General features: G+C 70.4%; 23 protein-coding genes. 9 read left to right on the top strand and 14 right to left on the bottom strand.

The features are described from left to right. Positions 1–50: 50 nt before the first annotated feature. Positions 51–1,367 carry a neutral/alkaline non-lysosomal ceramidase N-terminal domain-containing protein gene (locus tag D7Y11_RS15990; protein WP_120577843.1) on the top strand — a complete coding sequence of 439 codons (1,317 nt, stop codon included), beginning with the start codon at positions 51–53 and terminating at the stop codon, positions 1,365–1,367. A gap of 129 nt (positions 1,368–1,496) precedes the next feature. Beyond that, on the top strand, positions 1,497–2,354 hold the full coding sequence (locus tag D7Y11_RS15985) for a neutral zinc metallopeptidase (RefSeq protein ID WP_120577842.1): 858 nt from the start codon (positions 1,497–1,499) through the stop codon (positions 2,352–2,354). A gap of 14 nt (positions 2,355–2,368) precedes the next feature. On the opposite strand, the gene D7Y11_RS15980 is transcribed toward D7Y11_RS15985, so the two are convergent. Continuing rightward, positions 2,369–2,818: a hypothetical protein gene (locus D7Y11_RS15980; RefSeq protein WP_126934126.1), complete on the bottom strand. Its 450-nt coding sequence runs from the start codon at positions 2,816–2,818 to the stop codon at positions 2,369–2,371. 352 nt (positions 2,819–3,170) lie between these two features. On the opposite strand from D7Y11_RS15980, the gene D7Y11_RS15975 reads away from it, so the two are divergent. Beyond that, the gene (locus D7Y11_RS15975; RefSeq protein WP_120577840.1) at positions 3,171–4,718 is read left to right on the top strand and encodes a parallel beta-helix domain-containing protein; all 1,548 of its coding nucleotides are present in this window, start codon (positions 3,171–3,173) and stop codon (positions 4,716–4,718) included. A gap of 39 nt (positions 4,719–4,757) precedes the next feature. Then, positions 4,758–5,978, top strand: a complete 1,221-nt coding sequence (locus D7Y11_RS15970; protein ID WP_233597115.1) for an SO2930 family diheme c-type cytochrome — start codon at positions 4,758–4,760, stop codon at positions 5,976–5,978. A 17-nt stretch (positions 5,979–5,995) separates the two neighbouring features. Here D7Y11_RS15970 and D7Y11_RS15965 read toward each other — a convergent pair whose 3' ends face one another. Next, positions 5,996–7,273 (bottom strand): dicarboxylate/amino acid:cation symporter, encoded by a 1,278-nt coding sequence (locus D7Y11_RS15965; RefSeq protein ID WP_120577838.1) that lies wholly within the window; start codon positions 7,271–7,273, stop codon positions 5,996–5,998. Between the two features lie 162 nt (positions 7,274–7,435). On the opposite strand from D7Y11_RS15965, the gene D7Y11_RS15960 reads away from it, so the two are divergent. Next, entirely contained in the window at positions 7,436–7,627 is a 192-nt protein-coding gene (locus D7Y11_RS15960) for a hypothetical protein (protein WP_120577837.1), read from the top strand. 23 nt (positions 7,628–7,650) lie between these two features. Then, positions 7,651–8,364, top strand: coding sequence for a S8/S53 family peptidase (locus tag D7Y11_RS15955; protein ID WP_120577836.1), 714 nt, complete (start codon positions 7,651–7,653; stop codon positions 8,362–8,364). Between the two features lie 18 nt (positions 8,365–8,382). Here the strand turns inward: D7Y11_RS15955 and D7Y11_RS15950 are convergent, their stop codons facing one another. Then, positions 8,383–10,497 carry a catalase gene (locus D7Y11_RS15950; protein WP_120577835.1) on the bottom strand — a complete coding sequence of 705 codons (2,115 nt, stop codon included), beginning with the start codon at positions 10,495–10,497 and terminating at the stop codon, positions 8,383–8,385. 141 nt (positions 10,498–10,638) lie between these two features. Then, entirely contained in the window at positions 10,639–11,661 is a 1,023-nt protein-coding gene (locus tag D7Y11_RS15945; RefSeq protein ID WP_120577834.1) for an NADP-dependent oxidoreductase, read from the bottom strand. A gap of 197 nt (positions 11,662–11,858) precedes the next feature. Between D7Y11_RS15945 and D7Y11_RS15940 the strand changes: the two genes are divergently transcribed. Then, a complete protein-coding gene (locus D7Y11_RS15940) occupies positions 11,859–12,416 on the top strand; it encodes a Uma2 family endonuclease (RefSeq protein ID WP_120577857.1) in 558 nt (185 codons plus the stop codon). Positions 12,417–12,512: 96 nt separating this feature from the next. Next, positions 12,513–13,682, top strand: coding sequence for a metallophosphoesterase (locus D7Y11_RS15935; RefSeq protein ID WP_199753739.1), 1,170 nt, complete (start codon positions 12,513–12,515; stop codon positions 13,680–13,682). Here the strand turns inward: D7Y11_RS15935 and D7Y11_RS15930 are convergent. The 7 genes from D7Y11_RS15930 to D7Y11_RS15900 form a co-directional block, all read right to left on the bottom strand. Next, positions 13,660–14,778, bottom strand: coding sequence for an alpha/beta fold hydrolase (locus D7Y11_RS15930; RefSeq protein WP_233607300.1), 1,119 nt, complete (start codon positions 14,776–14,778; stop codon positions 13,660–13,662). The two genes, D7Y11_RS15935 and D7Y11_RS15930, sit on opposite strands and share 23 nt — an antisense overlap. Before the next feature lie 113 nt (positions 14,779–14,891). Beyond that, entirely contained in the window at positions 14,892–15,749 is an 858-nt protein-coding gene (locus D7Y11_RS15925; protein WP_126934124.1) for a hypothetical protein, read from the bottom strand. 139 nt (positions 15,750–15,888) lie between these two features. Beyond that, positions 15,889–16,779, bottom strand: a complete 891-nt coding sequence (locus tag D7Y11_RS15920) for a hypothetical protein (protein WP_120580378.1) — start codon at positions 16,777–16,779, stop codon at positions 15,889–15,891. Continuing rightward, positions 16,776–17,048: a hypothetical protein gene (locus D7Y11_RS15915; RefSeq protein ID WP_233597397.1), complete on the bottom strand. Its 273-nt coding sequence runs from the start codon at positions 17,046–17,048 to the stop codon at positions 16,776–16,778. The genes D7Y11_RS15920 and D7Y11_RS15915 overlap by 4 nt, the downstream gene beginning before the upstream one ends. Before the next feature lie 132 nt (positions 17,049–17,180). After that, the gene (gene yhbY, locus D7Y11_RS15910; RefSeq protein WP_120580376.1) at positions 17,181–17,537 is read right to left on the bottom strand and encodes a ribosome assembly RNA-binding protein YhbY; all 357 of its coding nucleotides are present in this window, start codon (positions 17,535–17,537) and stop codon (positions 17,181–17,183) included. 30 nt (positions 17,538–17,567) lie between these two features. After that, complete coding sequence (locus D7Y11_RS15905) at positions 17,568–20,123, bottom strand: DnaJ domain-containing protein (protein ID WP_121753128.1); 2,556 nt, start codon at positions 20,121–20,123, stop codon at positions 17,568–17,570. Positions 20,124–20,229: 106 nt separating this feature from the next. Continuing rightward, a complete protein-coding gene (locus D7Y11_RS15900; protein WP_126934123.1) occupies positions 20,230–21,042 on the bottom strand; it encodes a hypothetical protein in 813 nt (270 codons plus the stop codon). Positions 21,043–21,110: 68 nt separating this feature from the next. Here D7Y11_RS15900 and D7Y11_RS15895 point away from each other — a divergent pair, with 68 nt between their 5' ends. Further along, positions 21,111–21,890 carry a TSUP family transporter gene (locus D7Y11_RS15895; protein ID WP_172811028.1) on the top strand — a complete coding sequence of 260 codons (780 nt, stop codon included), beginning with the start codon at positions 21,111–21,113 and terminating at the stop codon, positions 21,888–21,890. 1 nt (position 21,891) lies between these two features. On the opposite strand, the gene D7Y11_RS15890 is transcribed toward D7Y11_RS15895, so the two are convergent. The 3 genes from D7Y11_RS15890 to D7Y11_RS15880 are packed head-to-tail and all read right to left on the bottom strand — an operon-like array spanning position 21,892 to position 24,487. After that, on the bottom strand, positions 21,892–22,413 hold the full coding sequence (locus D7Y11_RS15890) for a YfbM family protein (protein ID WP_121753129.1): 522 nt from the start codon (positions 22,411–22,413) through the stop codon (positions 21,892–21,894). Between the two features lie 7 nt (positions 22,414–22,420). Continuing rightward, positions 22,421–22,930: a biotin/lipoyl-containing protein gene (locus D7Y11_RS15885; RefSeq protein ID WP_120580372.1), complete on the bottom strand. Its 510-nt coding sequence runs from the start codon at positions 22,928–22,930 to the stop codon at positions 22,421–22,423. A gap of 39 nt (positions 22,931–22,969) precedes the next feature. Next, positions 22,970–24,487, bottom strand: coding sequence for an acetyl/propionyl/methylcrotonyl-CoA carboxylase subunit alpha (locus D7Y11_RS15880; RefSeq protein WP_126934121.1), 1,518 nt, complete (start codon positions 24,485–24,487; stop codon positions 22,970–22,972). Between the last annotated feature and the right edge of the window lie 137 nt (positions 24,488–24,624).

Genomic DNA, 24,624 nt, shown 5'->3' with positions numbered 1-24,624 from the left:
CGAAAGGTAGGAGCCGCCTGGAAGCGCCGAGGGGTTACGCTGCCTCCGGCATGTCCTCTTCCCGGCGCTCCTTCCTCCGCCCCTTGCTGCCCTTCGCCTTGCTAACGGCCGGGGCCGCCTACGCGCTCGCCTCCTGGAACTGGTGTGGGAGGTGGGAGGAGCGCACGCCCGAGGTGCTGTCACAGGTGCGTGGCGAAGGTCCTCTGCGCGCGGGCGCGGCGAAGGTGGCCCTCTCCCCGCCCTATCCGGTGGTGGTGGCGGGCTACGTCCCACCCCGGCCCGAGGCGAGCCAGGCCGAGCTCCCCCTCCATGCGAGGGCCCTGGTGCTGGAGGCCGGTGGCGCGCGCGTGGGCGTGGTGTCGCTGGAGCTGCTCCTGGTGACGCCGGAAATCACGGCGCGGGTGCGCGAGCGCGCGGCGAAGGCCGGGGTGAAGGAGGTGTTGGTGGTGGCCACGCACACGCACTCCTCGTTTGGAGGCTACGACGCGCGGTGGGCGGCCCAGCTCTCCGGCACGGGGCGCTACCGGGAGGCGTCCGCGAACGCGGTGGTGGAAGGCGCGAGCGAGGCGCTGGAGAAGGCCGCGGCTTCCATGAAGGACGTGACATTGGAGGTGGGCGGCGCGGCGGACGCGGAGCTCGTCTATTCCCGCTCCGGTGGGGATGTCCCGGACGGCCAGCTCACGCGAGCCGTGTTGCGCGGAGCGGAGGGGCCCGTGGCGGAGGTGCTGGTGTTCGCCGGGCACGCCACGCTCTTGGGCCGGCAGCGGACACTGTTGGATCCAGACTTCCCGGGCCGGCTGAGCGCGCTGCGCGAGGAGGCGGGCAGTGGCGTCACGCTGTTCGTGCAGGGCAGCGAGGGCAATGCGACCGTGGCCTTCAACGAGGGCCAGGGCCCCGAGCGCGCCCTGGGCTTCGCTCGCAAGCTGTCGGCGCTGGCGGACGGCGCTGCCCCGGCGTCCGTGACGGAGCCGGTGCGGCTGGCGTTCGCGCGAGTCCAGACGGCGCTGCCCCGGCCGGACTCTTCGCGGCTGGTGCCCGCCTTCACCCGCGCGGCGGGGGACAACTTCCTGTGCGCTTCGTCACCGCGCGAGGCGGAGGTGGATGCGCTGGCGCTGGGGCCCCTGGAGCTGCTGTCCATCCCGGGAGAGCCCACCGTGGGCGCGGGCCGCGCGCTGGCGGACCTCACCGGGGCGACGCACGTGCTGGGGCTCGCCAACGGCTACGTGGGCTACCTGGACACGCCTGAGAAGGTGCGCGAAGGGCAGGGCGAATCCCGGCGCCAGTACTTTGGTCCCACCTTGATGGAGCGCCTGGGCACCGCCGCGCGCGTGGCCTCTGGGGCGGTCGGCTTCTCTCCCATCAAGTAGGGGCTCGTCCGCCCGCCTGCCCTGCGGACCTCCTGGCATCTGGCTGCTCCGGGCCCGCACCGTCGCTGACGGAGGGCCCGCTGCCTACCTTGGTCCTCGAAAGCGTCTTCACGCGACAGGGGGAACAGGATGAGGTGGGAAGGCGGACGTCGCAGCTCGAACATCGAGGACCGGCGGGGTGGTGGCTTCGGACGCCCGCTCGCGGTGGGCGGTGGCGCCGCGTCACTGGTGGTGGCCCTGTTGGTGATGCTGCTGGGCGGCGACCCGTCCGACGTGCAGATTGGCACGCGCACCTCCCCGTATTCGCAACCGGGCACGGGCGGCTCCGGGAACGTGGATCCGCAGCAGGAGAAGCTGAAGGACTTCGCCTCCGTCGTGCTCGCGGACACCGAGGACACCTGGCCCGGCCTGCTGGAGCCCCAGGGCGTGCGCTACGTGCAGCCGCGGCTGGTGCTCTTCTCGGACGCGGTGCAGTCCGCGTGCGGCATGCAGGAGAGCGCGGTGGGGCCCTTCTATTGTCCGGGCGACCAGAAGGTGTACCTGGACCTGAGCTTCTTCGACGAGCTGGAGAGCCGCTTCGGCGCGCCGGGTGACTTCGGCCGCGCGTACGTCATCGCGCACGAGGTGGGGCACCACGTGCAGAACCTGCTGGGCGTCTCCCGCAAGGTGCAGTCCCTGCGCAACCGCACGAGCGAGGAGCAGGCCAACCAGCTCTCCGTGCTGACGGAACTCCAGGCGGACTGCTTCGCCGGCATCTGGGCCCACCACGCGCAGAAGGAGCGGAACATCTTGGAGCAGGGGGACGTGGAGGAGGGCCTGGGCGCCGCCAGCGCCGTGGGCGACGACACCCTCCAGAAGCGCGCCCGGGGCTACGTCGTCCCCGAGTCCTTCACCCATGGCTCCGCCGCGCAGCGCATGACCTGGTTCAAGCGCGGCCTGGAGCAGGGGACGCTGGAGGCGTGCGACACCTTCAACGCCCGGCGGTAGGTGGCGCGAAGGGCTCAGCGCACCCGCGTGGCGCCCGGCCCATGCATCGGCGGGCGCTGCTGCTGCGTGCCGATGAGCGGCTGCTGGAGCTGGTACGTCCCATTCAGCGGCTGCTGGAGCTGGTACGTCCCGTTGAGCGGTTGCTGGAGTTGATACGTGCCGATGAGCGGTTGCTGGAGTTGGTACGTGCCAACGAGCGGCTGCTGCAGTTGGTACGAGCCGGCCATCGGCTGCTCGAGTTGATACGAGCCGGCGAGGGGCTGCTGGAACCCGCTCTCCGCGGGCGGCTGATACCAGTAATTGTTCCAGAAGGTGCCGTCGCCGGAATCGCTTGTCAGTGATTGCCGGTCATCCAGGTTCTGCGAGTCATTGCCTCCCGGGGCAGTCATCGCTTCGTCCTGCTGCGCCAGGGCCGGACCTGACGCGAGCGCCACCACCAGGGTCACCAGGGTTCCAGTGCGCATGGGCGTCCTCGTTCTTTCCGTCGCGGGAGAGGGGAACCGCGCCGCGACCTCCTTCTCAAGATGACCGCGCGGGTCGGCTGCGGGGAGCGCGGTGTCCTCGCCCACGGGCCTGACCGCGCGCCTGTCATGGGGCCGTGCGTCATTCGCATTCCGGACACATTGCGGACGATAGGCTTACCGCGTGCGCGTGCTTTTTTGAGCGTGACTGAAGGGGCGCCGCGTCAAAACACAAACGTGAAACTTGTGCTTGTCGCCAGTGTGTCTTTGCTCCGAGCATGCCGCCTTCCCGCTGCTTCGCGGGCCGCGGGCGCTTCCCCGTGGCCCATGCGGAGCGGCCTCGCGGAGGAACGACATGCCCCGTTTGCAGTGGACCCGCGCTACGCGCGCGACCGTTCTGGCCCTGGTGGGGGCCCTCTCGTTGACCGCCTGCTCGGATGACGACGACAAGACGCCGGATTCGGGCGTGAAAGTGGACGCGGGTACGAACACGGACGCGGGCACGAACACGGACGCCGGCAGCGACGCGGGAAGCGTGGACACGGGCATCCCCTGGGACGGCGGCAGCGCGGGGACCTTCTCCTGCGAGGGCAAGGCCCAGGCGACGCTGAACTTCGCACCGGGCCAGGAGGAGGCGCTCCAGGACCAGGTGAACACCATGGCCGAGTGCACCACCATCAATCTGGCGGCGGGCACGTACACCTTCGACAACGCCATCACCATCCGCCAGAACGGCATCACGCTGGTGGGTGCGGGCAAGGGCACGAAGGGCGAGGGCACCGGCGGGGCGAGCAGCACGGTGCTGGTGTTCACCAACGCCGCGGCGAACTCCAACGGCCTGGACGTGGTGGGCAATCTCTTCACGGTGAGCGACCTGGCGGTGTGGAACGCGAAGAAGGACGCCATCCGCGTGGAGTCCTCCATCGACGTCATCATGCGCCGCGTGCGCACGGAGTGGGCGGAGGCCGACAAGGAGAGCAACGGCAAGTACGGCCTGTACCCGGTGAAGTCCAAGTACGTCCTCATCGATGAATGCGAGGCGTACAACGCCGCGGACGCGGGCATCTACGTGGGCCAGACGGAATACGCCGTCGTGCGCAACAGCGTGGCGAAGCAGAACGTGGCGGGCATCGAGATCGAGAACACGAAGTACGCCTACGTGCTGGGCAACACGGCCCAGGACAACACCACGGGCCTGGTGGTGTTCGACCTGCCGGGCAACCCCATCATGGGGACGGACATCCGGGTGAAGAACAACATCATCACCGGCAACAACCGGCACAACTTCGCCTCCGTCGCGGCCAGCAGCAGCACGGTGTCGCAGGTGCCGGCGGGCACGGGCACGTTCATGCTGGCGTCGCGCCGCGTGGAGCTGACGGGCAACACCTGGGGCAACAACAACACGGTGGACGTGGCGGTGCTGAGCGGCCTCACCATCGAGGACGACGTCGCGCTGTGGGAAGCGGGCGGCTTCAACTTCGCGAGCTCGGACGTCTACATCCACGGCAACACCTTCCAGGGTGGCAGCGGCGACAACGTGGACAACGGCAACCTGAGCCCGCAGCTGCGGCCCCTGGGCGCGGCCCTGGCGGCGCTCTACACCTACGGCGAGACGCAGGGCGCGAAGGGCGTGGAGCACCTGGTGTGGGACGGCGTGGACCCCTACGGCCATGCCCGCACGGAGCTGAACCCCATCAACATCTGCTTCGCCGACAACACGCTGCCCTCGGGCACCGTCAACGCCATCGCGGACCTGGACCTGGTGGCGGCGGGTGCGGCCGCGGCCACGGGCAACTTCGCGGGCGGGTGGGCCCTCACGCGGCACTACCCGGCCACGAAGGCGGAGTTCAACTGCTCGGGCTTCAGCCCCGCGCTGACGATTGGCGACTTCATCAAGCCGTAACCGAGGTCAGGGAGCGTGACACCCATGTGGACGTCGTTCGTGAGCCCTCGTCTCTCCGTGGTGCTGCTGGCGTTGACGCTGGCGGCCTGCGGTTCCTCCGACCCGGAAGGCCCCGGGCCCACACCCGACTCGGGGACCGTGGATGCCGGAACGGGGGACGCGGGGGTTCCGGACGCGGGTGAACCTGACGCGGGGATGGATGCCGGAACGCTCGATGCGGGCGTTCCGGACGCGGGGCCCGTGGACGCGGGGCCGCCGCTGGCCATCCCCAGCGTGCTGTCGGGCTTCGGGCTGTTCACCGGAAGCCCGGCGGACGGGGGGCTCATCCCGGTGGAGGGCAACGTGCCCTACACCCTGTCCACCCCGCTGTTCTCCGACTACGCGGTCAAGTCACGCACCCTCTACATCCCCCCCGGCAAGACGGCGCACTACGCGCCTGTGGACGCGCTGGACCTGCCGGTGGGGACGCTCATCACGAAGACGTTCGCCTTCCCGGCGGACTTGCGGAAACCGGACCAGGACGTGCGGGTCATCGAGACGCGCGTCCTGGTGCGCCAGCCCTCCGGCTGGGAGGCGTGGCCGTACGTCTGGAACGCGGAGCAGACGGAGGCCACGATGGTCCCCGGCGGCCGCGTGCGCGACGTGACGTTCATCGACCTGGAGGGGGAGACCCGGTCGTTCCGGTACTCGGTGCCACAGAAGAACCAGTGCCAGCAGTGCCACCACCTGGTGGATGAGAAGGGCGACCAGGTGATGCACCCCATTGGTGTGAAGGCGCGCTACCTGCACCGCACGAACACCTACGGAGGCGTGGAGCGCGACCAGCTGGAGTACCTGGCGTCGCTGGGCAAGCTGGACGGGCTGCCCGCCCAGGCGGAGCTGCCGAAGGCGCCGGACGCGTTCGACCCGCAGTCGGCGAACCTGGACACGCGGGCGCGCACGTACCTGGACATCAACTGCGCGCATTGCCACAACCCGAACGGGACGGCGGGCATCACCAGCCAGCTGTTCCTCAACTTCGACAACACCAGCCTGTTCTCACTGGGCGAGTGCAAGCGCCCGGGCTCAGCGGGCGCGGGCGTGGGCGGCGAGTTCGACATCGTCCCCGGCAACCACGCGGAGTCCATCCTCTGGTACCGGCTGCACACTGAGGAGTCCGGCAAGATGATGCCGCAGATTGGCCGCACGATTCACCACGCGGAGGGCGCGCAGCTCGTCGCGGATTGGATCGACTCGATGCCGCCGAAGACCTGCAAGTGACGACCTGCAAGTAGCGCTCAGGCGGCCGGCGACGGGGGCTCCTCCAGCCCCACGTTGCTGGACGCGCGGTTGTAGACGGCCAGGTCCAGGAGGCCCTCCTCGCGGGCCACCAGGACGGGCACCAGCATCTGGCCGGTGACGTTGGTGAGGGTGCGCATCATGTCCAGCACCCGGTCGATGGCCAGCAGGTAGCCCAGCCCCTCCAGGGGCAACCCCGCGGAGCTGAGGACGACGGTGGTCATCACCACCGCCGTACCGGGCACGCCGGCGGTGCCGAAGCTGCCCAGCACGGACGCCAGCAGGATGATGAAGAGCTGGGGCGCGGACAGCGTCAGGCCGAAGTATTGGGCGATGAAGAGCGACGTCATCGCCGGATAGATGGCGCCGCAGCCGTCCATCTTGATGGATGCTCCCAGGGGCACCGCGAACGCCGCGTAGTCCCGGTCGACGCCCAGGTTGTGGGTGACGCTGCGCAGGGCCACCGGCATGGACGCGAAGCTGGAGGAGCTGACGAACGCCACCTGCATGCCCGGCGCGGCGCCCCGGAAGAAGCGCAGCGGGTTGAGCCCGTGCGCCGCGAGCAGCCCGCCGTACACGAAGACGACGTGCACCGCGCACGCGAGGTACAGCGTGAGGACGAAGGTGCCCAGGGGCAGCAGGCGCTCGAAGCCGTAGGTGCCCACCAGCGCGGCGATGAGGCCGAAGGTGCCCAGCGGCGTCAGCTCCAGCACGAAGCGGGTGACCTGAATCATCGCGTCGCTGGCCTCGCCCACGAGCTGCCGCAGACGCGCGGTGCGGTCTCCCAGCTTCACCAGCGCGAAGCCCAGCAGGCCCGCGAAGAAGATGACCTGGAGCATCTTGCCCTCCGCCAGCGCGGCGAAGGGGTTGGTGGGCACCACGTCCAGCAGGACCTGTACCGGGCCGGGCACCTGGCGCGGCTTGAAGTCGCTGGCCACCTGGAGCGTGCCCACGCCCAGGCCCGGCTTCGTGAGGGCCGCGGTGCCCAGGCCCACGCCCACGGCGAGCGCGGCGGTGACGGCGAACCAGAGGAAGGTGCGGCCGCCCAGCGCCGCCACGCTCTTCTGGCCGCGCAGCGCGGACACCGCGTGGATGACGGCGAAGAACACCAGCGGTGTAGCGATCATCCGGATCAGCTGGACGTAGAGTGTGCCCAGCGGCTGGAGCCACGTGCCGGCGCGGTCGCCCAGCGCCCATCCGGCGAGCGCTCCCAGCACGAAGGCGCCCAGCACTCGCTGCCAGAAGGGAATGCGGAACCAGCGGGCCCAGAGCTTCATCGCGAGACACCTCTCACACCGGTGGACCGGCAGACCCTAACCCCCTCGCGAGTCCGGCGCCGCGTTCCCCTGCGAGGGACGCCCCACATCATTGCGACCCGCTCACTGGCCCCCTAGGCTCCTTCCCGCTTTTCCCCCCAATTCAACGCCGGGAGTGTTGCCATGAAGTTCACGAGCAAGGACGTGTCGAAGCTGCTGGAGGAAGTCAGCGGGTCCGAGGACCTGATGGGCCACGCCTGCGCGACGTCGTACCTCAACGGCCAGCACTACACCTGGAGCGGTACCCAGTGGGTGGGCACCTACTTCCCGGTGCTCAAGTACCCGGTGGGCGAGGACTCGAGCAGCTCCTGCTAGGCGTGTCGCAAGGCCCTGCCCCCATGAAGGTCGCCATCGTGGACAGTGGAGTGTCGGCAGGCTTCCTTCGCGGGGCGGGGCTGTCGCTCGCCGGAGCCGCGAGCTTCACGGTGGACCGGGAGGCGCGGCGCCTGGAGTCCCGTGTCCACTCGCGTGAGGAGCTGGCGGCCTGGCGCGGCGGCGACTCCGTGTTGGAGGACCTGGAGGACGCGCACGGCCACGGCACCGCGGTGCTGAGCATCCTGATGGAGCAGGGCCGTCCCGGTGCCGACGTGGAGTGGTACGTCGCGCGCGTGCTGGATGGGCGGATGCGCGGCGATTCGCTGGGCCTGCTGGAAGCGCTGGAGTGGCTCACGCAGGACGTGCGGCCGGACCTCATCAACCTGAGCCTGGGCACCGTGGGCCGCGCCTTCGAGGCGCCCCTCACCGCGCTGCTGGACCGCGCGGTGGAGCAGGGCAGCCTGGTGCTCTGCTCCGCGGGTCCTGTATCGGGTCTGCCGTCCGGGTTGCCGTCGGTGGTGACGGTGGCGGACGCGGCCATGGCCCACGCGCTGAGGAAGGGAGACATCGTGGACCACGTCGAGGACGCGGCCACGGTGCGGCTGTACGCGGACGGCGCCTGGTGCGAGCGCCCCATCACGAGCAGCTATGCCTGTGCCCTCGCGGCGGCGCGGGTGCTGCGCGAGGGCTGTCCTGCCGGGTGGCGGCGCGTCACCGCGTCACAGCGGACGCGGTGACCTTCGCCTCAGTGGACCTCAGGCCGGGACGCGGTCGTTGTCCTTGCGGTCCCAGTGCCGGTGCTTCGCGAGCGCCTTCGCGAACGCGGTGGCCAGCGCCGCGCCGGCCCCTGCCTTGGAGCCCGCGACGACGCCGGGCGCGGCCGGGTCGATTTCACAGGCCTTGAGCAGCTCCTCCGCGTCCTTGGACGCGCCCACCGTCTTGCAGTGCAGGTAGGCCTCCTGCACGAAGTGGCGCGACTCGCCGTCCTTCTTCAACGTGGCCACGCTCGCGGCGCCGCCGGGGATGAAGACGCCGTCGTACTCCACGGAGGCGGTGGTCATGGCGCTCTTGTCCACCGGCACGTCCTTGCCGTTGGAGGCCTTCACCGTGCCCAGGCGCTTGGCGATGACCTTCAGCTGGGCACCTTGGGACTCCAACTCCTTGCGCAGGGCCATCAGTTCGTCCGCGTCCACGCCGTCCGCGACGAGCACGCCAATCTTCCGCGTCTTGATGGACGGCGGCGTGGCCAGCTTCATGGCCTCCATGCTCAGGGCCTTGGACGCGGGAGGGCCCTTGGGCGTGACGGGCGTGGCCTTGGGCGCGGGCAGGCCCAGTCCTTCCGCCACGGCCGACACCAGGAGGGCGTCGATCTTCGCGAAGTGCTCCAGCACGCGCTCCTGGATGGCCTTCGTCTCGACTTTGCCCAGCTCGAAGCGGCACGCGTCGATGAGGTGCTGCTGCTCCGGTTCGGACAGGCTGCGGAAGAAGAGGGCCGCCTGGCTGTAGTGGTCGTTGAAGGAGGCGGCGCGCTCGCGCACCTTCTTCCCGCTCACCTGCTCCGGGTGGTGCACGTAGCCGCCCTGCTGCTGGGCCGCGAGGAACGGGCAGCCACCGCCCAGCGAGTTGGGGAAGTAGTTGGCGCGGCCCACGTTGCTCGTGTGCCGGCCGAAGCCGTCCTGCTGGTGGTTGTGCACCGGCGCCACCGGGCGGTTGATGGGGATCTCCGCGAAGTTCGGCCCGCCCAGGCGCGTCAGCTGCGTGTCGAGGTACGAGAAGAGCCGCGCCTGCATCAGCGGATCATCCGTGAAGTCGATGCCCGGCACGATGTTGGCCACGCAGAAGGCGACCTGCTCCGTCTCCGCGAAGAAGTTGGTCGGGTTGCGGTTGAGCGTGAGCTTGCCCACGGGCTGCACCGGCGCCACCTCCTCCGGGATGAGCTTCGTCGCGTCCAGCAGGTCCACGCCCAGCGCCTGCGCGTCCTTCTCCTCCAGGATTTGAACGCCCAGCTCGTACTCGGGGAAGTCGCCCTGCTCGATGGCCTCGAAGAGGTCGCGGCGGTGGAAGTCCGGGTCCTTGCCGCCGAGCTTCTGCGCTTCATCCCAGACGAGCGAGTGCGTGCCCAGCAGCGGCTTCCAGTGGAACTTCACGAAGCGCGCGGTGTTCTTTTCGTCGATGAAGCGGAAGGTGTGGACGCCGAAGCCCTGCATCATCCGGAAGCTGCGCGGGATGGCGCGGTCGGACATGATCCACATGATCATGTGCATCGTTTCCGGGACGAGCGACACGAAGTCCCAGAAGGAGTCATGCGCCGTCTGCGCCTGGGGAATCTCGTGGTGGGGTTCCGGCTTGGCGGCGTGGATGATGTCCGGGAACTTGATGCCGTCCTGGATGAAGAAGACGGGGATGTTGTTGCCCACCAGGTCCCAGTTGCCCTCTTCCGTGTAGAACTTCACCGCGAAGCCGCGCACGTCACGCGCGGTGTCCGCGGAGCCGCGCGAGCCCGCGACGGTGGAGAAGCGCACGAACACGGGCGTCTTCTTGGACGGGTCCTGGAGGAACTTCGCGCGGGTGTACTTCGCCTGGGATTCGTAGACCTGGAAGTAGCCGTGGGCGCCCGCGCCGCGCGCGTGGACGACGCGCTCGGGGATCCGCTCGTGGTCGAAGCGGGTCATCTTCTCGCGGAAGTGGAAGTCCTCCAGGAGCGTGGGTCCGCGCGCGCCAATCTTGAGCGAGTCGTCGGTGTGCTCGACGCGGATGCCCTGGTCCGTGGTGAGGAAGTTGCCCGTGGGCTCCGCGCGGTCCTTCGCGAGCTGCTGGTCCTTGCTCTTCTCGTCGACGCGAACCGCGTCCGGATGCTTCTGTGAGGTCACCGCACTGCCTCCTGCGAAAGGGCGTGCAGGGTGCCGGACGCGGCGGAGGCCGCACGTCTTGTGTCCCGCGTCTGAGAGGTGCAGGACGCAAGACGGCGGCTGTGTCCGGTGGCGTTCGTTCGCGACGTTGGCCAGCGAGCGTCAGGCGTCCTTCGCCAGGCGCACCAGCATCTTGCCGGTGTTGTCGCCGCGCAGCAGGCCGATGAAGGCGTCGGGGGCCTTGTCCAGGCCGTCCACGATGGTGGAGACGTCCTGGACCTTGCCCTCGCGCAGCCACTGACCCACGTCGCGCAGGAAGTCCGCCCGGCGGTCCGCGTGGTCCATGACGATGTAGCCCTGGAGGGTGAGGCGCTTGCCCACGGCGAGTCCCAGGTTGCGCGGACCGGGCGTGGGGGCGGTGGCGTTGTAAACAGAGATGGCGCCGCACAGGACGATGCGGCCGTGGTTCTTCATCAGGCCGATGGCGGCCTCCAGGTGGTCGCCGCCCACGTTGTCGAAGTAGACGTCGATGCCGTCCGGGCAGGCCTTGGCCAGGGACTCGGCGATGGGCGCGGACTTGTAGTTGATGGCGGCGTCGAACTTCAGGTCATCGCGGAGGTGCTTCACCTTCGCGTCCGAGCCGACGCTGCCCACCACGCGGCAGCCTTTGATGCGGGCAATCTGGCCCACGACGCCGCCCACGGCGCCTGCGGCGGCGGACACGAAGACGGTGTCGCCGGCCTTCGGCTTGCCGATGTCGAGCAGGCCCACGTACGCGGTCATGCCCGGCATGCCGAGCACCCCGAGGTACGCGGAGAGCGGGCCCACGGACGGGTCGGCCTTCTGGTAGTGCTTCGCGGGAGCGACGGCGTATTCGCGCCAGCCGCCGGTGCCGGCGACGACGAAGTCGCCTTCCTTGAAGTCAGGCGAGCGCGAGCGGATCACCTGGCCCACGCTGCCGCCGTCCATGACTTCGCCCAGCTTGAAGGGCGGGACGTAGGACTTCGCGTCGTTCATGCGGCCGCGCATGTACGGATCCACGGACATGAAGTGGTTGCGCACGAGGACCTGGCCCTCGGCGGGTTCCGGGACGGTGACCGTGGCGAACTCGAAGTTGTCCGGCGTGGGCTCACCGTGCGGGCGGGACTTCAGGCGGATTTCACGTCCCTGGAGCGGCGTGGCCATGAGGGGGCCTTTCGTGAAGATGGAAGGAAGCGCGGGCCTCTTAACCACCGCGTGGAGGCGCGGCAGGGAATTGGACGGGGAATCCGTGGGAGATGTGTAGGGTAGGGCGCCGGACGTGTGCCCTGTCATGTCGGACGGGCGTGCTACCTCTCCCCGTCATGGATAGAGTGATGGGCGGCGAGGACTGGAGGGAATCCATGGGAAAGAAACCCGCGACCTATGCGGACCTGGAGGCGCTCCCGGAGGGGGTCGTGGGGGAGATTGTCGCGGGGGAGTTGTATGCGAGCCCCCGGCCTGCGGCTCCCCATCTCATCGTGGCGTCGCACCTGGGCGCGGAACTCACGGGTCCCTTCGACCGGGGGCGCGGCGGGCCCGGTGGATGGCTCATCCTGGATGAGCCCGAGCTCCACTTTGGAACGGATGTCCTGATTCCGGACATCGCGGGCTGGCGGCGCGAGCGGCTGCCAGAAACGCCTCGGGGGGCTGCCTCCCGCCTCGCGCCGGATTGGGTCTGCGAAGTGCTGTCGCCGTCCACCCGGAAGCTGGACCGCCAGGCAAAACTGCCAGTGTATGCACGCGAAGGCGTGCGCCATGTCTGGTTCCTGGATCCGGTGCCCCGCACGTTGGAGGTGCTCCGGTTGGAGGCGGAAGGCTACAGGCAGGTGGGCTTCCATTCCGGAAGTGCAACCGTCCACGTCGAGCCCTTCGAGGTTCTGGCGCTGGAGCTCTTTTTCCTGTGGGACGAGCACAGCTGACGGAGTCGTCCGCTTCCGGGCAGCGACTCACGGCGGGCGGCCGGCCGAGCACGGATTCAGGTGCGCCCGGGCACGAGGCGCGGGAGGCTTGTGCCCATGCCGCTGTCTCCGTTCTCACTCCTCATCGCGCTGGGTGCCGCGCTCGGGCACCTGTACCTGTTCCGGCGGCTTGTGTGGAACCTCACGTCCCGCCGTGGGCCCCGGCTCGTTGCCGCGCTCGTGCTGGGCATCATGACGCTCGTGCTGATTGCGCGGCGGTATCTGCAACGCACGCTTCCGGAGGCTCCTGGCGACGTCGTGGAGCTGGTGTCCTATTCGTGGATGGGCGTGGCGCTGTGTCTGGTGCTTGCTCTCGCGGGCGTCGACCTGGGACGGGCCGTGCTCGCTCTGGGGCGCCGGCTTCGTCCTGCTCCCGCCGCTCCCTCCGTGGATGCCGAACGGCGGCGCTTCCTGTCGCAGGCGACCGCGGGTGGGGCTCTCGCTCTGGGTGGGGGACTGGCGGGGTATGGGAGCTGGCGCGCGTTCACTGCTCCGGAGGTCACGGAGGTGGTGGTTCGCATTCCGAAGCTGCCCCGCTCGCTGGACGGCTTCAGCATCGTGCAGCTCACCGACCTGCACGTGGGCCCCTTCATCCAGCGGCGCTTCATGGATGAGCTCGTGCGGCGGGCCAATGCGCTCAAGCCAGACCTGGTCGCCATCACCGGTGACCTGGTGGATGGCACCGTGGCCCGGCTGGGCGGCTTCGTCGCGGCGCTCGGCAACCTCCATGCTCGCTACGGGAGCTTCTTCGTCACCGGCAACCATGACTATTCGTCCGGCGCGGAGGACTGGGTGGCCCACCTGGGCTCCATGGGCATTCCTTCGCTGCGCAACCGGCACGTGCGCATTGGCGACGCGGGCGGCGCGTTCGACCTGGTCGGCGTGGACGACTGGCACGGCGGCCGGCGCCTGGGACAGAAGGGCTATGACCTGGACCTGGCGCTCGCGGACCGCGACCCCGAGCGCGCCGCGGTGCTGCTCGCGCACCAGCCCGCCAACTTCAAGGTGGCCGCGGAGCGCGGCGTGGACCTCCAGATCTCCGGCCACACCCATGGCGGCCAGCTCTTCCCCATGACAGCGCTCATCGGGTTGAGCTGGGAACACTCCTCTGGCCACTACCGGCACGGCGATTCACACATCTACGTCAGCCGGGGCTGCGGCTTCTGGGGGCCCCCCATGCGGCTGGGCAGCCCCCCGGAGCTCGTCAAGCTGGTGCTGACTTCGTGAGGAACGCGTCCAGCGCGGCGTTCACCTCGTCCGGATGGTCCAGTTGGATCCAGTGGCCGGCGCCCTCCACCACCTGGTGCGCCACGCCTTCCCCCAGCCGGTGGAGGCTGTGCGGCGCGTCGTTGTCCGGCGCGACGAGCGAGAACTTTGGCCCCGGGTAGCGCGCGAGCGCCGCCGTCAGGTCGAAGCGCAGGCTGGAGCGCTGCACGGCCGTCACGGCGGACAACGGCGTCGCGTCCAGGTCCGCCAGCAGCCGCTCGCGCACGTCCGCGCGCGGCCCCGCCATCTGCGCCCAGTCCTGCCGCACCGCCTGCGCCACGTCCGGCGCGTCCAGCGAGGCGATGTATGCGGCCACCTGCTCCTCGGGGTACTGGCGCGAGTCCGTCATCGGATCCACCAGGAACAGGCCTGCCACCTGCCGCGGGTTCTCCCCCGCGTACGCCAGCGTCACGCCCCCGCTGATGCTGTGCCCCACCAGCACGAAGCGGCGCAGCCCCAGCGCGCGCACGACGGCGGCGATGTCCCCGGCGAGCGACTCCAGCGTGTAGTCCTCCGGCTCCGGCACGGTAGAGCCCCCGTGGCCGCGCAGCTCCAGCGCGATGCCCCGGCGGCCCTGACGGGCCAGGTGCTCCAACTGCGCCTGCCAGTGGGACGCGTTGCCCGCGAGTCCGTGCACGAAGACGACAGGCAATGCCTTCCCGTCACCGCCGGTGTCCACCAACCGCAGGTCGCCCGCGGGCCCCGCCACCCGGAAGTCGTCGAAGCGGATCCGCTGGGGCTCGAAGGCCTGGCCTTCCGCGAAGGGGACCTCGTAGTGGGTGACGTGCACGTCCCGGTCGATGAGGTAGCGGTCGTCCTCCGGGAAGAAGATGGCGCGCTCCGGCGAGTCCCCCGCGAAGCGCTTCACCGCGTCCATGGACTCCCACAACGTGACGAGGAGGAACTCCGCGCGTCCGTCCGCCACCTTGCGCAGGCAGTACGCGGCCAGGTTGCCCGGCGTGCGCCGGTAGTGCGTGAGGCCCGTCTGGTGGAGATAGGCGAGGTAGGCGTCGGCGTCCTCCGCCTTCGTCACCCCGCGCCAGGTGCGTGCGAGCATTCCAGGTTCCTCGTACCCAAAAAGAATGGAGCCGCGCATGTAGCGCGCCCGGTGGGAGGTCGGCCACTCCTCGATGGCCCGGGCGTGGGCGGGACGACACCTGGTTCGGAGCCTCAGCGAGGCTCGGGCGTCGCGGTGCTCGTGGCGCCGAACGCGGGCGGTGAGGCGTTCAGTGCTCCCACGGCGTAGGTGCCGTCGTAGCCGTCCGGGTCCTCCGCGTTCTTCTGGAGCGTGATGCCCGGGGCCTGCGCTTCGCCCCGGCTTCGCAGGGACTGCTGGCCACAGGTGTCCGCCGTCATGCCCCGGCAGATCCACGCGGAGCCCCCGGTGTTCGCCAGGTCGAGCGACACCAGACCGGGCTCCGCTTCGAGCAACCGGTGCGTCATGAACTGGAGCTTCTCGTTCCAGGGCGCGCCCACGTCGCGGCGCGCGTGCAGGTTGCCCACGAGCACGATGAAGGTGTCTCCACGCGCCTCGCTCCGCGCCTGACGGAGCTGCGCCGCCATCGTGTCATCGCGGTCCTTGCCACCCGCGTCGAACGCCACCACCCGCAGCGGCAGCCCCGCGTGCCTCAACTCCCTCGCGCGCTCCAGCAGGCTCCGCATGGCTTCGCTGCTGCGGCCGTCCTGCACCTCGCGGCGCCAGAAGGCGCTGTCGGGAGGCCCCTCGGACTCGCCCGAGACGAACGCGTCCAGGCGCGCCTGCTCCTCCACCGGCAGCTCCAACGCCAGCCGCACCGGCTGTCCCGCCGCCGCCGCGTGACACGCCAGCCGCGCCGCGAAGGCCGGAGCCTCCTGCGTACCGTGAATCTCTCCCAACACGACGAAGGCCGCGGGCTTGAGCACCGCCTCCATGCCGGGAATCACCGGGCCGCAGTCCGCCTTCGCCTGTGCCGCCGGTGCTTCTCTCGCCGTCCGGCATCCCGCCAGAAGACAGGTGGCCAACAGCAGGGACGTCGGGAAAGAGCGCATGGGCGGGGAGCCTCCAGTGAGGAGAACGGGAAGTCCCAGTCTCCTCCAGCCCCGTGCCCCTGGAAACACGACGGCCCGCCCCGGAAGACGGAGCGGGCCGGTGGTGGCCTCGTGCGTCAGCTCGACGCGACGGGCCGTGTCAGGCGGTGGGGACGACGACGCCCGGGCTGGACTGGCGCTGGGCCGACATGAGCGCCGAGCGCTGCAACCACCCTGCGAGCCCCAGCATCGCGAGCCCCGAGGTGCGCAGCGTGCGCAGCAGCTCCACCGCCTCCGCGGGATTGCCGGGCAACAGCGGCGCCAGCCACTCGCGCGCGTCGTAGAAGAGCCACACCGCGCCGGACACGCCCATGGCCCACCACACCCACGCGAGCCGCCCACCGCGCAGCATGTACGCGACGCGGAGGATGGGCGCGACGAGCAGGATGGTCGTCATGTCCGCCAGCGTGGACGCCAGCGCGATGACCGCCGTGCACGTGGCCGCGAAGCCCTGGCCCAGGTGGCCCACCGCAGTGACGAGCGCCGGCCCACCCACCGCCAGCGCCGCCACCGCCGCCACCGCCCACAGCAGCGACGCGCGGGAGCTGGGCGGCGGCTGCAGACCGGACTGCTTGTAGGTCCGAGACAGCAGCACCAGCGCGAACGTCGTGCACACGTTCGCCAGCACCACCACGCCCATGCGCACGGGCAGCAGCGGTGACTCCGTGAAGGGCACGTCCGGCACCGCGTGCATCCAGTAGCTGCGCAGGGCCGTGCTGACCAGCGACAGCACCGCTCCCGCCGTCAGCAGGCCCCACACGCGGCGCAGGTAGTCCCCCGCGCCGAACGACAGCGCCGCCGCCGCCGTTCCCGCCACCGCGAGCAGTCCCACCGTCCAGCCCGCCACGTCACCCACGAGCGCCAGCCGGGGCGCGTCCTGGAACGACGTGGCCACCGCGGCCAGGTGCACCAGCTGGAGCACCACGACGGCGCCCAGCCACGGCGCCATCCGCTTGAAGGCGCGACCCGAGGAAGAACGGGGGGCGTTCATCGCAGCTTCTCCATGGCCTTCGAAATCTCCGTGAGGGTGTTCGTCGTGCGCACCGCGCCGATGAAGACGTTGAGCATGGGCTTGAGGCCCTCCAGCACCTGCGGCACGTCCTGAACGCCCACCTGCTCCGGTGGACGCTTGAGGGCCCGCAACGCAGCGGTGTGGATGGCCATCTTCGCGGTGAAGTCACCCAGGAGCGGCTCCAGGTGATGCATCAGCACGTCGTGCCAGCCGGGGGAGGCTGAAGGGGAGGACGAGGAAGTCTGCACGTCACCTCCGCGGGGGGAAGACCCCCAGCGTAGGGACATTTCGAACCCGGTACGAGGGTCCGACTGCCCTCGAACCCGCAGAAAGTGCGGGGATGAGTCTGGATTCCCCGCGACCTCTGGAAAACGGTGCGGCTAACGGCGGCGCGGCTTCTTCTCTTCGTCCGCCTTGGGGGCCGGACGGGGCTCATGTGGGCCCTTGAGGATGTCCTCGAAGTGGGACTTCTGCTTGCGGCGCTTGAAGAAGAGGGCGGTGCGGCCCAGGAGCTGTGCGAGCTCCGAGCCGGTGGCCTCGGCGATGCTGTCGGCGCCTTCGTGGCGGCCTTCCGGGCCTTCGTTGATCTTCACCTTGATGAGCTCGTGGTCGTTCAGCGCCTGCTCGATGGCGGCGATGACGCCCTCGGTGACGCCGGACGAGCCGACGATGACCACCGGCTCCAGGTGGTGGCCGAGGGCCCGCAGGTGGCGGCGTTCTTTCCCGGTGAGGGGCATGGGGGGTGTCTCCTTGAAAAGGCGCGCACCCTACTTCTTTTGCGACGCCATGCGGACCTCTCGCATCGCATCGATGTGGTCCGGTTGCAGCTCGACCGTCCGCTTGAAGTGCTTGAGGGCCCCGGCCGCGTCGCCGCACAGCTTGGCGATGACGCCCAGGAAGTAGTGGGCGGGGGCGCACCGCTCGTTGCGTTTAAGGGCGGCCTGGATTTCGCGGAAGGCCTCCGGCTGGGCGGCCTTCTTGTCCGGGGCGACGAGGAAGCGCGCATAGCCCCGCCAGGCGAAGAACTCGGGCTCTTCCGCGTTGAGGGAGATGGCCTCGTTGAGCATCTTCACGGCCTCCGGGTACTTGCGCGCCTTCACCAGGATGCAGGCCTTCTGGAAGAGCTCTTCCGCCTGGAGGATGGCCTGGATGTCCACGCCGTCGCCGCCGCCGCTCTTGAGCTCCTCGATGTAGGCCGCGCGGCTCTTGTCGTCGGAGAGGGCGCGGTAGGCGTCACCGATGTACGCGAACACCTCCGCCTTGAGCTTCTCCAGCTCCGGGGGGGCGCCCTGGGGCAGGGTGTCCGGGTGGTAGAGCTTGGCCAGGCGGAAGTAGGCGATCTTCACCGCGCTGCCTTCGGTCTGTTCGGTGAGGCCCAGCCGCTGGAAGTGGTTCTGGCCCTTCAGGGTCGCGGCGAGCTGGCGCAGCGCGGGCAGTTCGTCCGAACCGGGCGCGGGACCCGAGGCGGCCGGGGCCGCCGGAGCGGCGACGACGGGCGGAGCGGGCCGGGCGGCACCGGGACCCGCCATGGGAGCGGCTCCAGCAGGGGCACCCGGGGGACGCGCACCCGGGCCCGCGGCAGGGGCGGCTCCGGCGGGGGCACCCGGAGGAGGACGGGGCGCCGCACCCGGGCCCGCCGTGGGCGCGGCGGCTGGACGCGCGGCACCGGGACCCGCCACGGGGGCGGCACCGGCGGGGCGGGGCGCGGCACCTGGACCGGCGACAGGCGCACCGGGCGCGGCACCCGGACCCGCGACGGGCGCTCCGGGTCTGGCTCCAGCGCTCGCGGCGGCAGGTGCTCCGGGCGCGGCACCCGGGCTCGCGACGGCCGCACCGGCTCCGGCGACTCCAGGGCCCGCGACGGGCGCACCGGGTCTGGCTCCGGTGTTCGCGGCGGCAGGTGCTCCGGGCGCGGCACCCGGGCCGGTGGCTCCAGGTCCCACGGTGGGCACGGTGCCGGATGGACGGGTCGGATTCCCCGCACCCACGGTGGGGACGGTGCCGGACGGACGGGTCGGGTTGCCCGGGCCCGCCGTGGGGCCGGAGGCCGCCGTCTGCGCGCGCGAGGCCGACGCGAAGGAGACGCCGTTCAGCTCCTTCAGCAGGAACGCCACGCGCAGCAGGTGATCCGTGTCCTGCGGCACGTCCTGGAGCAGCTGCCCCAGCGAGCGCACCCCGTCGATGAAGGAGAGCGCGCGGACCTCGTGCGGCGTCAGGCGCAGCTCGCTGGAGGCCACCCGGCCCCCGGACTTCATGATGGGCATGGGCAGCACGAAGGCCAGCCGCCGCTTGAGGTCCGCCGTCGGCATGCGCCGCACCTGGTCGCTGATCAGCGCCCAGCGGTTGCCCAGCGGCATCGCCTTCTGCGCGGGCAGGTCCCGCGCCTCGAAGGTGAACGTGCCGGACTCCGCACGCAGCGCCTTGCCCAGGATGCCCAGCGCCCGCTGCGACAGCTGCGTGAACGCCGTCGCCGGCTGGAGCAGCCCCAACCCGAACAGCGCCGCGAGCAGGTCGCCTCCGAAGCGCTCCTTGGAACCCTCCGCCTGCTGGAGCTGCTCCGCCGTCAGGAGCCTCGCGCCCATCAGCGACACGCCCAGCGCGTCCTCCGCGTGCGACGAGTCCACGTACTCCGGGCTGCCCTTGCGGAAGTGGACGGACAGCGTGCGGTCCGAAAGCCCCAACGTCAGCAGGCCCGTCTGCTCGCCCGCGGCGATGCGCCCATACAGCTGCAGGGGTGAGCACTGCTGGAGCTGCCCCTGCGGCGGCACCGTGTTGGTCCCGTCATCCGCCGGACTCTGCGGTGCCTGCGGAGCCGCCGCCGGAGCCGCTCCCGCGCCAGGTGCTCCCGCCGGACGGGCCGCCGCGACCGGAGGACCCGGAGGCCGCGCGGCCGCGACAGGGCGTCCCGCCGCGTCGACGGGCGGACGCACGGCTCCAGGCCCGGGCCGCATCGCGCCAGGGCCCGCCATGGGCGGCCGGGTGCCAGGACCCGCGACAGGGGCCATTCCAGGGCCCGCCATGGGCACGGCGGCCGGACCCGCGACGGGCGCGGCAGGGCCGGGTGGGGGCGGAGCGATGGCCGCGGGCGTGGATTGCAGCAGCGACGCGGGTGCGCCGTCGCCCCACAGCTCCCGGGGGAACGAGTCCCGCACCTCCGGGAAGCGCCACGGGAAGGCGAACTGCAGGCCATCGATGGAGACCTGGATCTTGCCCTGGATGGAGCCGCTGTCGATGAGCAGCTCGATGGTCGCGCCCGTCAGGGGCCCCCAGGTGGTGCCCCGATCGTTCCGCACCCAGTACTGCCGGACCTCGCCCTCCGCCATGTGCCGTCCTGCTCCCAGTCCCTGGATCGCCGAGAAGTTGGAATTTTATCGCCGCCCGTGCCCGCGTCCAAGCAGACGACGTCACACGAGCGGCCGGACGGGCGTTTCAGGGCGTGGCGCCCTCCATCGCCGCCAGCCCCACGTTGGCCAGACACGCCGCGTCGGCCTGCTGCTCGGCGGGCGGGTCGAAGCAGTACACCTCGCTGTCGAAGACCTTGCAGATGCCCGCCGGGGTCCCCGCGCACGCCACCTTTCCGTACGCCGTGGTGCAGTTGAAGCCGCACACCGGGCCCACCTCGCTCAGCTTGCACTGGGGCGCCGGCAGGCCCTTGCCCCACGCGCAGAGCGCCGCGGGCGACGGGTCGAAGCAGGTGAGGTGGCCGTTCTGCGCCTTGCACACGCCCAGGGGCGACTTCGCGCAGCGCACCCCTTCGGAGGCGTTCACGCAGTTGTAGCCGCACGCCATCTGCACGCCGTTGCTGACGCACTGCGCGCGCGGCACCTGCCGGCCGAACACCGCGAACACCGCGGCGGGCGGGTCGAAGCACATCACGTTGCCACCCTGGCTGCGGCACGCGCCCGCGGGCGTCTTCGCGCACTGCACCTTGCCGAAGTCCGTGGCGCACCCGTACCCGCAGCCCACCACCCCGTCGATGGTCTTGCACTCCGAGTCCGGCAGCGCGGCGCCGTACGCCTTCACCACGTAGGCCGGCGGGTCGAAACAGGTGGCCTGTCCGTCGATGACGGTACATTTGCCCTGGAGCGTCTGGGCGCACCGCACGCGCTGTCCATCCGACTTGCACGCGTAGCCACAGGACACGTGCCCGTCGATGGAGCGGCACGTGGCGGTGGTCGCGTCAGGCGTCGAGGGCGGCGCGGCGAGCGTCAGCGCCAGCACGGTCATCAGGGTCGCGAGCATGGACCCCATTGACCCCCAAGCTTCGACCCCGCGCAAGTAAGGGTGATAAGCGGGGCGCCATCGTGGACATGGACGTCAGCGCAGTGCAGCTGGTGCTGTTGTGTGTCGCCGCGCTGAGCGCGGGCTTCGTGGACGCCATCGCGGGGGGCGGCGGGCTCATCAGCCTGCCCGCGCTCCTGGCGGCGGGCCTGCCCGCGCACGTGGCGCTGGGCACCAACAAGGGGCAGTCCGTGTTCGGCTCGGGGGCGGCGATGGTGCGCTTCGCGCGCGCGGGGCTGGTGGATTGGAAGCTGGCCCGGGCGACGTTCCCCTTCGGCCTGATGGGCGCGTTCGGCGGCGCGGCGCTGGTGCTGCTGCTCAAGCCGGAGGTGCTCAAGCCGCTGGTGCTGGTGCTGCTCATCGCGGTGGCGGTGTTCCTCGCCTTCCGCCGCGCGCCGCCGAAGAAGGACGGCGTGGAGCCCTCACCCCGGCCGCGCGCGCAGGCCATCGGCGCGCTCATCGCGCTCTGTCTTGGCACCTATGACGGCTTCTTCGGTCCGGGCACGGGCACCTTCCTCATCGTGGCGTTCTCGTCACTGCTGGGCCACGGCCTGGCGCGCGCGTCCGCGGACGCGAAGGTGGTGAACTTCGCCTCCAACCTGGCGTCGGTGGCGCTCTTCACGCTCCGGGGCGTGGTGCTGTGGAAGGTGGCGCTGCCCATGGCCGCCGCGCAGTTCACCGGCGCGTGGCTGGGCGCGCACGTGGCGGTGAAGGGCGGCGACCGGGTGGTGCGCGTCGTGGTGCTCGGCGTGGTGGCCGCGCTGGTGCTGAAGCTGGGGTACGACGTGTGGCGGGGCTGGGCGGCCTGACTCAGCCGATGTGCACGAGCAGGCACAGGCCGCGCTTCGCCACGGCGGCGGTGAACTTCTGGAGCTCCACGAAGTAGGAGAGCAGCTCCTCCAGCGGATCCACATCCTCCGCGGGCTCCTCCTCGTCCCAGGTGCCGGGGTAGATGTCCTCCGCCTGGAGCGTCGCGGGGTCGAAGCGCTTGCGCAGGTCCTCCACGGAAGCCTTCTTCAGCGCCTCCGCCAGCGACTTCACGGCGGCCACGTCGAACACGCGCGCGGTGCCTTCATCCGACGGGATGTCGCCCACGTCCTCGCCGCCGCGGACCAGGAAGTCCAGGGGCGGCGTGCCCTCCCAGGCCGTGCCGGTGAGCAGGTACTGGAGGCCGTGCCACGCCTCGCCGATGTCCAGCTCCAGGAACGATGCGCCCTTCGCGTCGCCGAAGTCCTCCTCGTCCTCCAGGAAGGGCTCCAGCGCTTCGGGCGCCTGGTGCAGGGACTGGCGCTGCGACTCGGTGGTGCTGCGCAGCGTGCAGAGCATCTCCATGGGGCGGCTACTCCACGACGACGAGCTTGGCGTTGTTCTCCACGGCGGTGCCTTCCTTGGCGAACACCTCCGTGACCTTGCCGGCCTTGGGGCTCTTGAGCTCGTTCTCCATCTTCATGGCCTCCACGACCACGAGCCCCTGGCCCTCCTTCACTTCCTCACCGACCGCGACCAGCACCTTCACCACCTTGCCGGGCATGGGCGCGAGGATGACCTGACGGCCCTCCACGGAGAAGCTACCGGCCGCGGCGCGCATGCGCAGCTTGCGCTCATCCGCGACGTCGGTGCGGTTCACCTGTCCGCGCACCAACGTTCCAATCTCGTCGCCGTTCTCCTCGAACTCGACGTTGTAGGACTGGCCGTCCACCAGGAGCGACAGCGTGCCCTGGTCCACGGACAGCGCGTCCACCTGGAACGTCTGGCCGTTCACCGTGAGCCGGTAGCGGTCCTGGCCCAGTGACTCCAGGTCCACCGGCACCGCTTCCTTCTGGCCCTGCTGCTTCGTGAAGTAACGCATGAGGAAAGGTCCTTCCGGAGGCTTGCGGGAGGAAGCAGGTCAGCGGCGGCGGCTCTTCAACGCCAGACGCCACGGGCTGATGCGGCCAGGGGCGTCACCGCCACCGGCGCGCGACGGCAGCGTCTTCGCGCGCTTCTGGTCGCGCTGGAACGCGTGCAGCGTGCTCGCGAGCAGCGCCACCTCGCTGAGCTTGGTGTCCTCCTCGCCCAGCAGCGCCGTGTGATGGCGGGTGAGGAAGCTGGTGTCGTAGTCCCCGCCCACGAACTCCGGGTGGGACAGGATGCCGTGCAGGTAGCGGATGTTGGTGGTGATGCCCTTCACCACGTACTCGGACAGCGCACGCTTCGCCCGCGCGATGGCCTCCTCGCGCGTGGCGCCCCACACGGACAGCTTCGAAATCATGGGGTCGTAGTAGTTGGGCACCGTGAAGCCCGCGAACACGCCCGAGTCGTCGCGCACGTTCGGGCCGCTCGGCACGCGCAGCGCGTGAATCTTGCCGGGGCTGGGCATGAAGTTGCGCGCCGGGTCCTCCGCGTACACGCGCACTTCGATGGCGTGACCGCGCGGGGTGGGGGCCTCGAAGAGGGGGAGCTTCTCCCCTTCCGCGGCGCGAATCTGCATGGCCACCAGGTCCAGGCCGGTGACCCACTCGGTGACGGGGTGCTCCACCTGGAGGCGGGTGTTCATCTCCAGGAAGTAGAAGTTGCGGTGCACGTCCACCAGGAACTCCACCGTCCCGGCGCCCACGTAGTTGACGGCCTTGGCCGCCTTCACCGCGACCTCGCCCATCTTCGCGCGCATCTCCGGCGTGAGGATGGGGCTGGGCGTCTCCTCCACCACCTTCTGGTGACGGCGCTGCGCGGAGCACTCGCGCTCGTTCAGGTGGATGGTGTTGCCGTACTGGTCGGCGAAGACCTGGATCTCGACGTGGTGAGGCTTCTCCAGGTACTTCTCGATGTAGACCGCGTCGTTGCCGAAGGCGTTGAGCGCCTCGCTCTTGGCGGAGCGCCACGCGGAATCGAAGTCGGCCAGGCCCTCCACGCGGCGCATGCCCTTGCCACCGCCGCCGCCGGCGGCCTTGAGCATGATGGGGAAGCCAATCTGCTGCGCGTACTCGCGCGCTTCCTCGATGGTGGCGATGGGCTCGGTGGTGCCGGGGACGACGGGCACGCCCGCCTTGATCATGTTGGCGCGGGCGCGGGTCTTCTCGCCCATGGCGTCCATGGCGGCGGCCGGCGGGCCGATGAAGATGATGCCGGCCTTCTCGCAGGCGCGCACGAAGGACGCGTTCTCGGAGAGGAAGCCGTAGCCGGGGTGGATGGCGTCCGCGCCGGACTCCTTCGCGACCTCCAGGATGCGCTCCTGCACGAGGTAGCTCTCGCGCGAGGGCGGGGGGCCGACGAAGTAGGCCTGGTCGGCGGTGCGCACGTGCAGCGCGGAGCGGTCTGCTTCGGAGTACACCGCCACGGTGGCGATGCCGAGGTCCTTGCAGGTGCGCATTACCCGGATGGCGATCTCGCCGCGGTTGGCGACGAGCACTTTGCGGATCTTGGGCATGGGCGCCCGTCTAGAGCGCCGAACAGGTTAGGTCACGCCGCGAGCTGATAGCGCGCGGCGACCTCGAGGTTTTGGACGACCGCGAGTCGCCTGAGGTCAAAGAGGTTGCGGCGCGTGCCGCGATAACGGGCCTTCGG

Source organism: Corallococcus sp. AB018, assembly GCF_003986945.1.
Lineage (GTDB): Bacteria > Myxococcota > Myxococcia > Myxococcales > Myxococcaceae > Corallococcus > Corallococcus exiguus.
Note: the sequence above shows the minus strand (reverse complement) of the source record. Positions and strands in the feature narration are given on the sequence as shown.

Bases quoted from the DNA above. Each gene is read 5' to 3' on its own strand.
- D7Y11_RS15990 (WP_120577843.1), top strand. From the start codon at position 51: ATGTCCTCTTCCCGGCGCTCCTTCCTCCGCCCCTTGCTGCCCTTCGCC.
- D7Y11_RS15985 (WP_120577842.1), top strand. From the start codon at position 1,497: ATGAGGTGGGAAGGCGGACGTCGCAGCTCGAACATCGAGGACCGGCGG.
- D7Y11_RS15980 (WP_126934126.1), bottom strand. From the start codon at position 2,818: ATGCGCACTGGAACCCTGGTGACCCTGGTGGTGGCGCTCGCGTCAGGT.
- D7Y11_RS15975 (WP_120577840.1), top strand. From the start codon at position 3,171: ATGCCCCGTTTGCAGTGGACCCGCGCTACGCGCGCGACCGTTCTGGCC.
- D7Y11_RS15965 (WP_120577838.1), bottom strand. From the start codon at position 7,273: ATGAAGCTCTGGGCCCGCTGGTTCCGCATTCCCTTCTGGCAGCGAGTG.
- D7Y11_RS15960 (WP_120577837.1), top strand. From the start codon at position 7,436: ATGAAGTTCACGAGCAAGGACGTGTCGAAGCTGCTGGAGGAAGTCAGC.
- D7Y11_RS15955 (WP_120577836.1), top strand. From the start codon at position 7,651: ATGAAGGTCGCCATCGTGGACAGTGGAGTGTCGGCAGGCTTCCTTCGC.
- D7Y11_RS15945 (WP_120577834.1), bottom strand. From the start codon at position 11,661: ATGGCCACGCCGCTCCAGGGACGTGAAATCCGCCTGAAGTCCCGCCCG.
- D7Y11_RS15940 (WP_120577857.1), top strand. From the start codon at position 11,859: ATGGGAAAGAAACCCGCGACCTATGCGGACCTGGAGGCGCTCCCGGAG.
- D7Y11_RS15935 (WP_199753739.1), top strand. From the start codon at position 12,513: ATGCCGCTGTCTCCGTTCTCACTCCTCATCGCGCTGGGTGCCGCGCTC.
- D7Y11_RS15930 (WP_233607300.1), bottom strand. From the start codon at position 14,778: ATGCTCGCACGCACCTGGCGCGGGGTGACGAAGGCGGAGGACGCCGAC.
- D7Y11_RS15925 (WP_126934124.1), bottom strand. From the start codon at position 15,749: ATGCGCTCTTTCCCGACGTCCCTGCTGTTGGCCACCTGTCTTCTGGCG.
- D7Y11_RS15920 (WP_120580378.1), bottom strand. From the start codon at position 16,779: ATGAACGCCCCCCGTTCTTCCTCGGGTCGCGCCTTCAAGCGGATGGCG.
- yhbY (WP_120580376.1), bottom strand. From the start codon at position 17,537: ATGCCCCTCACCGGGAAAGAACGCCGCCACCTGCGGGCCCTCGGCCAC.
- D7Y11_RS15905 (WP_121753128.1), bottom strand. From the start codon at position 20,123: ATGGCGGAGGGCGAGGTCCGGCAGTACTGGGTGCGGAACGATCGGGGC.
- D7Y11_RS15900 (WP_126934123.1), bottom strand. From the start codon at position 21,042: ATGCTCGCGACCCTGATGACCGTGCTGGCGCTGACGCTCGCCGCGCCG.
- D7Y11_RS15895 (WP_172811028.1), top strand. From the start codon at position 21,111: ATGGACGTCAGCGCAGTGCAGCTGGTGCTGTTGTGTGTCGCCGCGCTG.
- D7Y11_RS15890 (WP_121753129.1), bottom strand. From the start codon at position 22,413: ATGGAGATGCTCTGCACGCTGCGCAGCACCACCGAGTCGCAGCGCCAG.
- D7Y11_RS15885 (WP_120580372.1), bottom strand. From the start codon at position 22,930: ATGCGTTACTTCACGAAGCAGCAGGGCCAGAAGGAAGCGGTGCCGGTG.
- D7Y11_RS15880 (WP_126934121.1), bottom strand. From the start codon at position 24,487: ATGCCCAAGATCCGCAAAGTGCTCGTCGCCAACCGCGGCGAGATCGCC.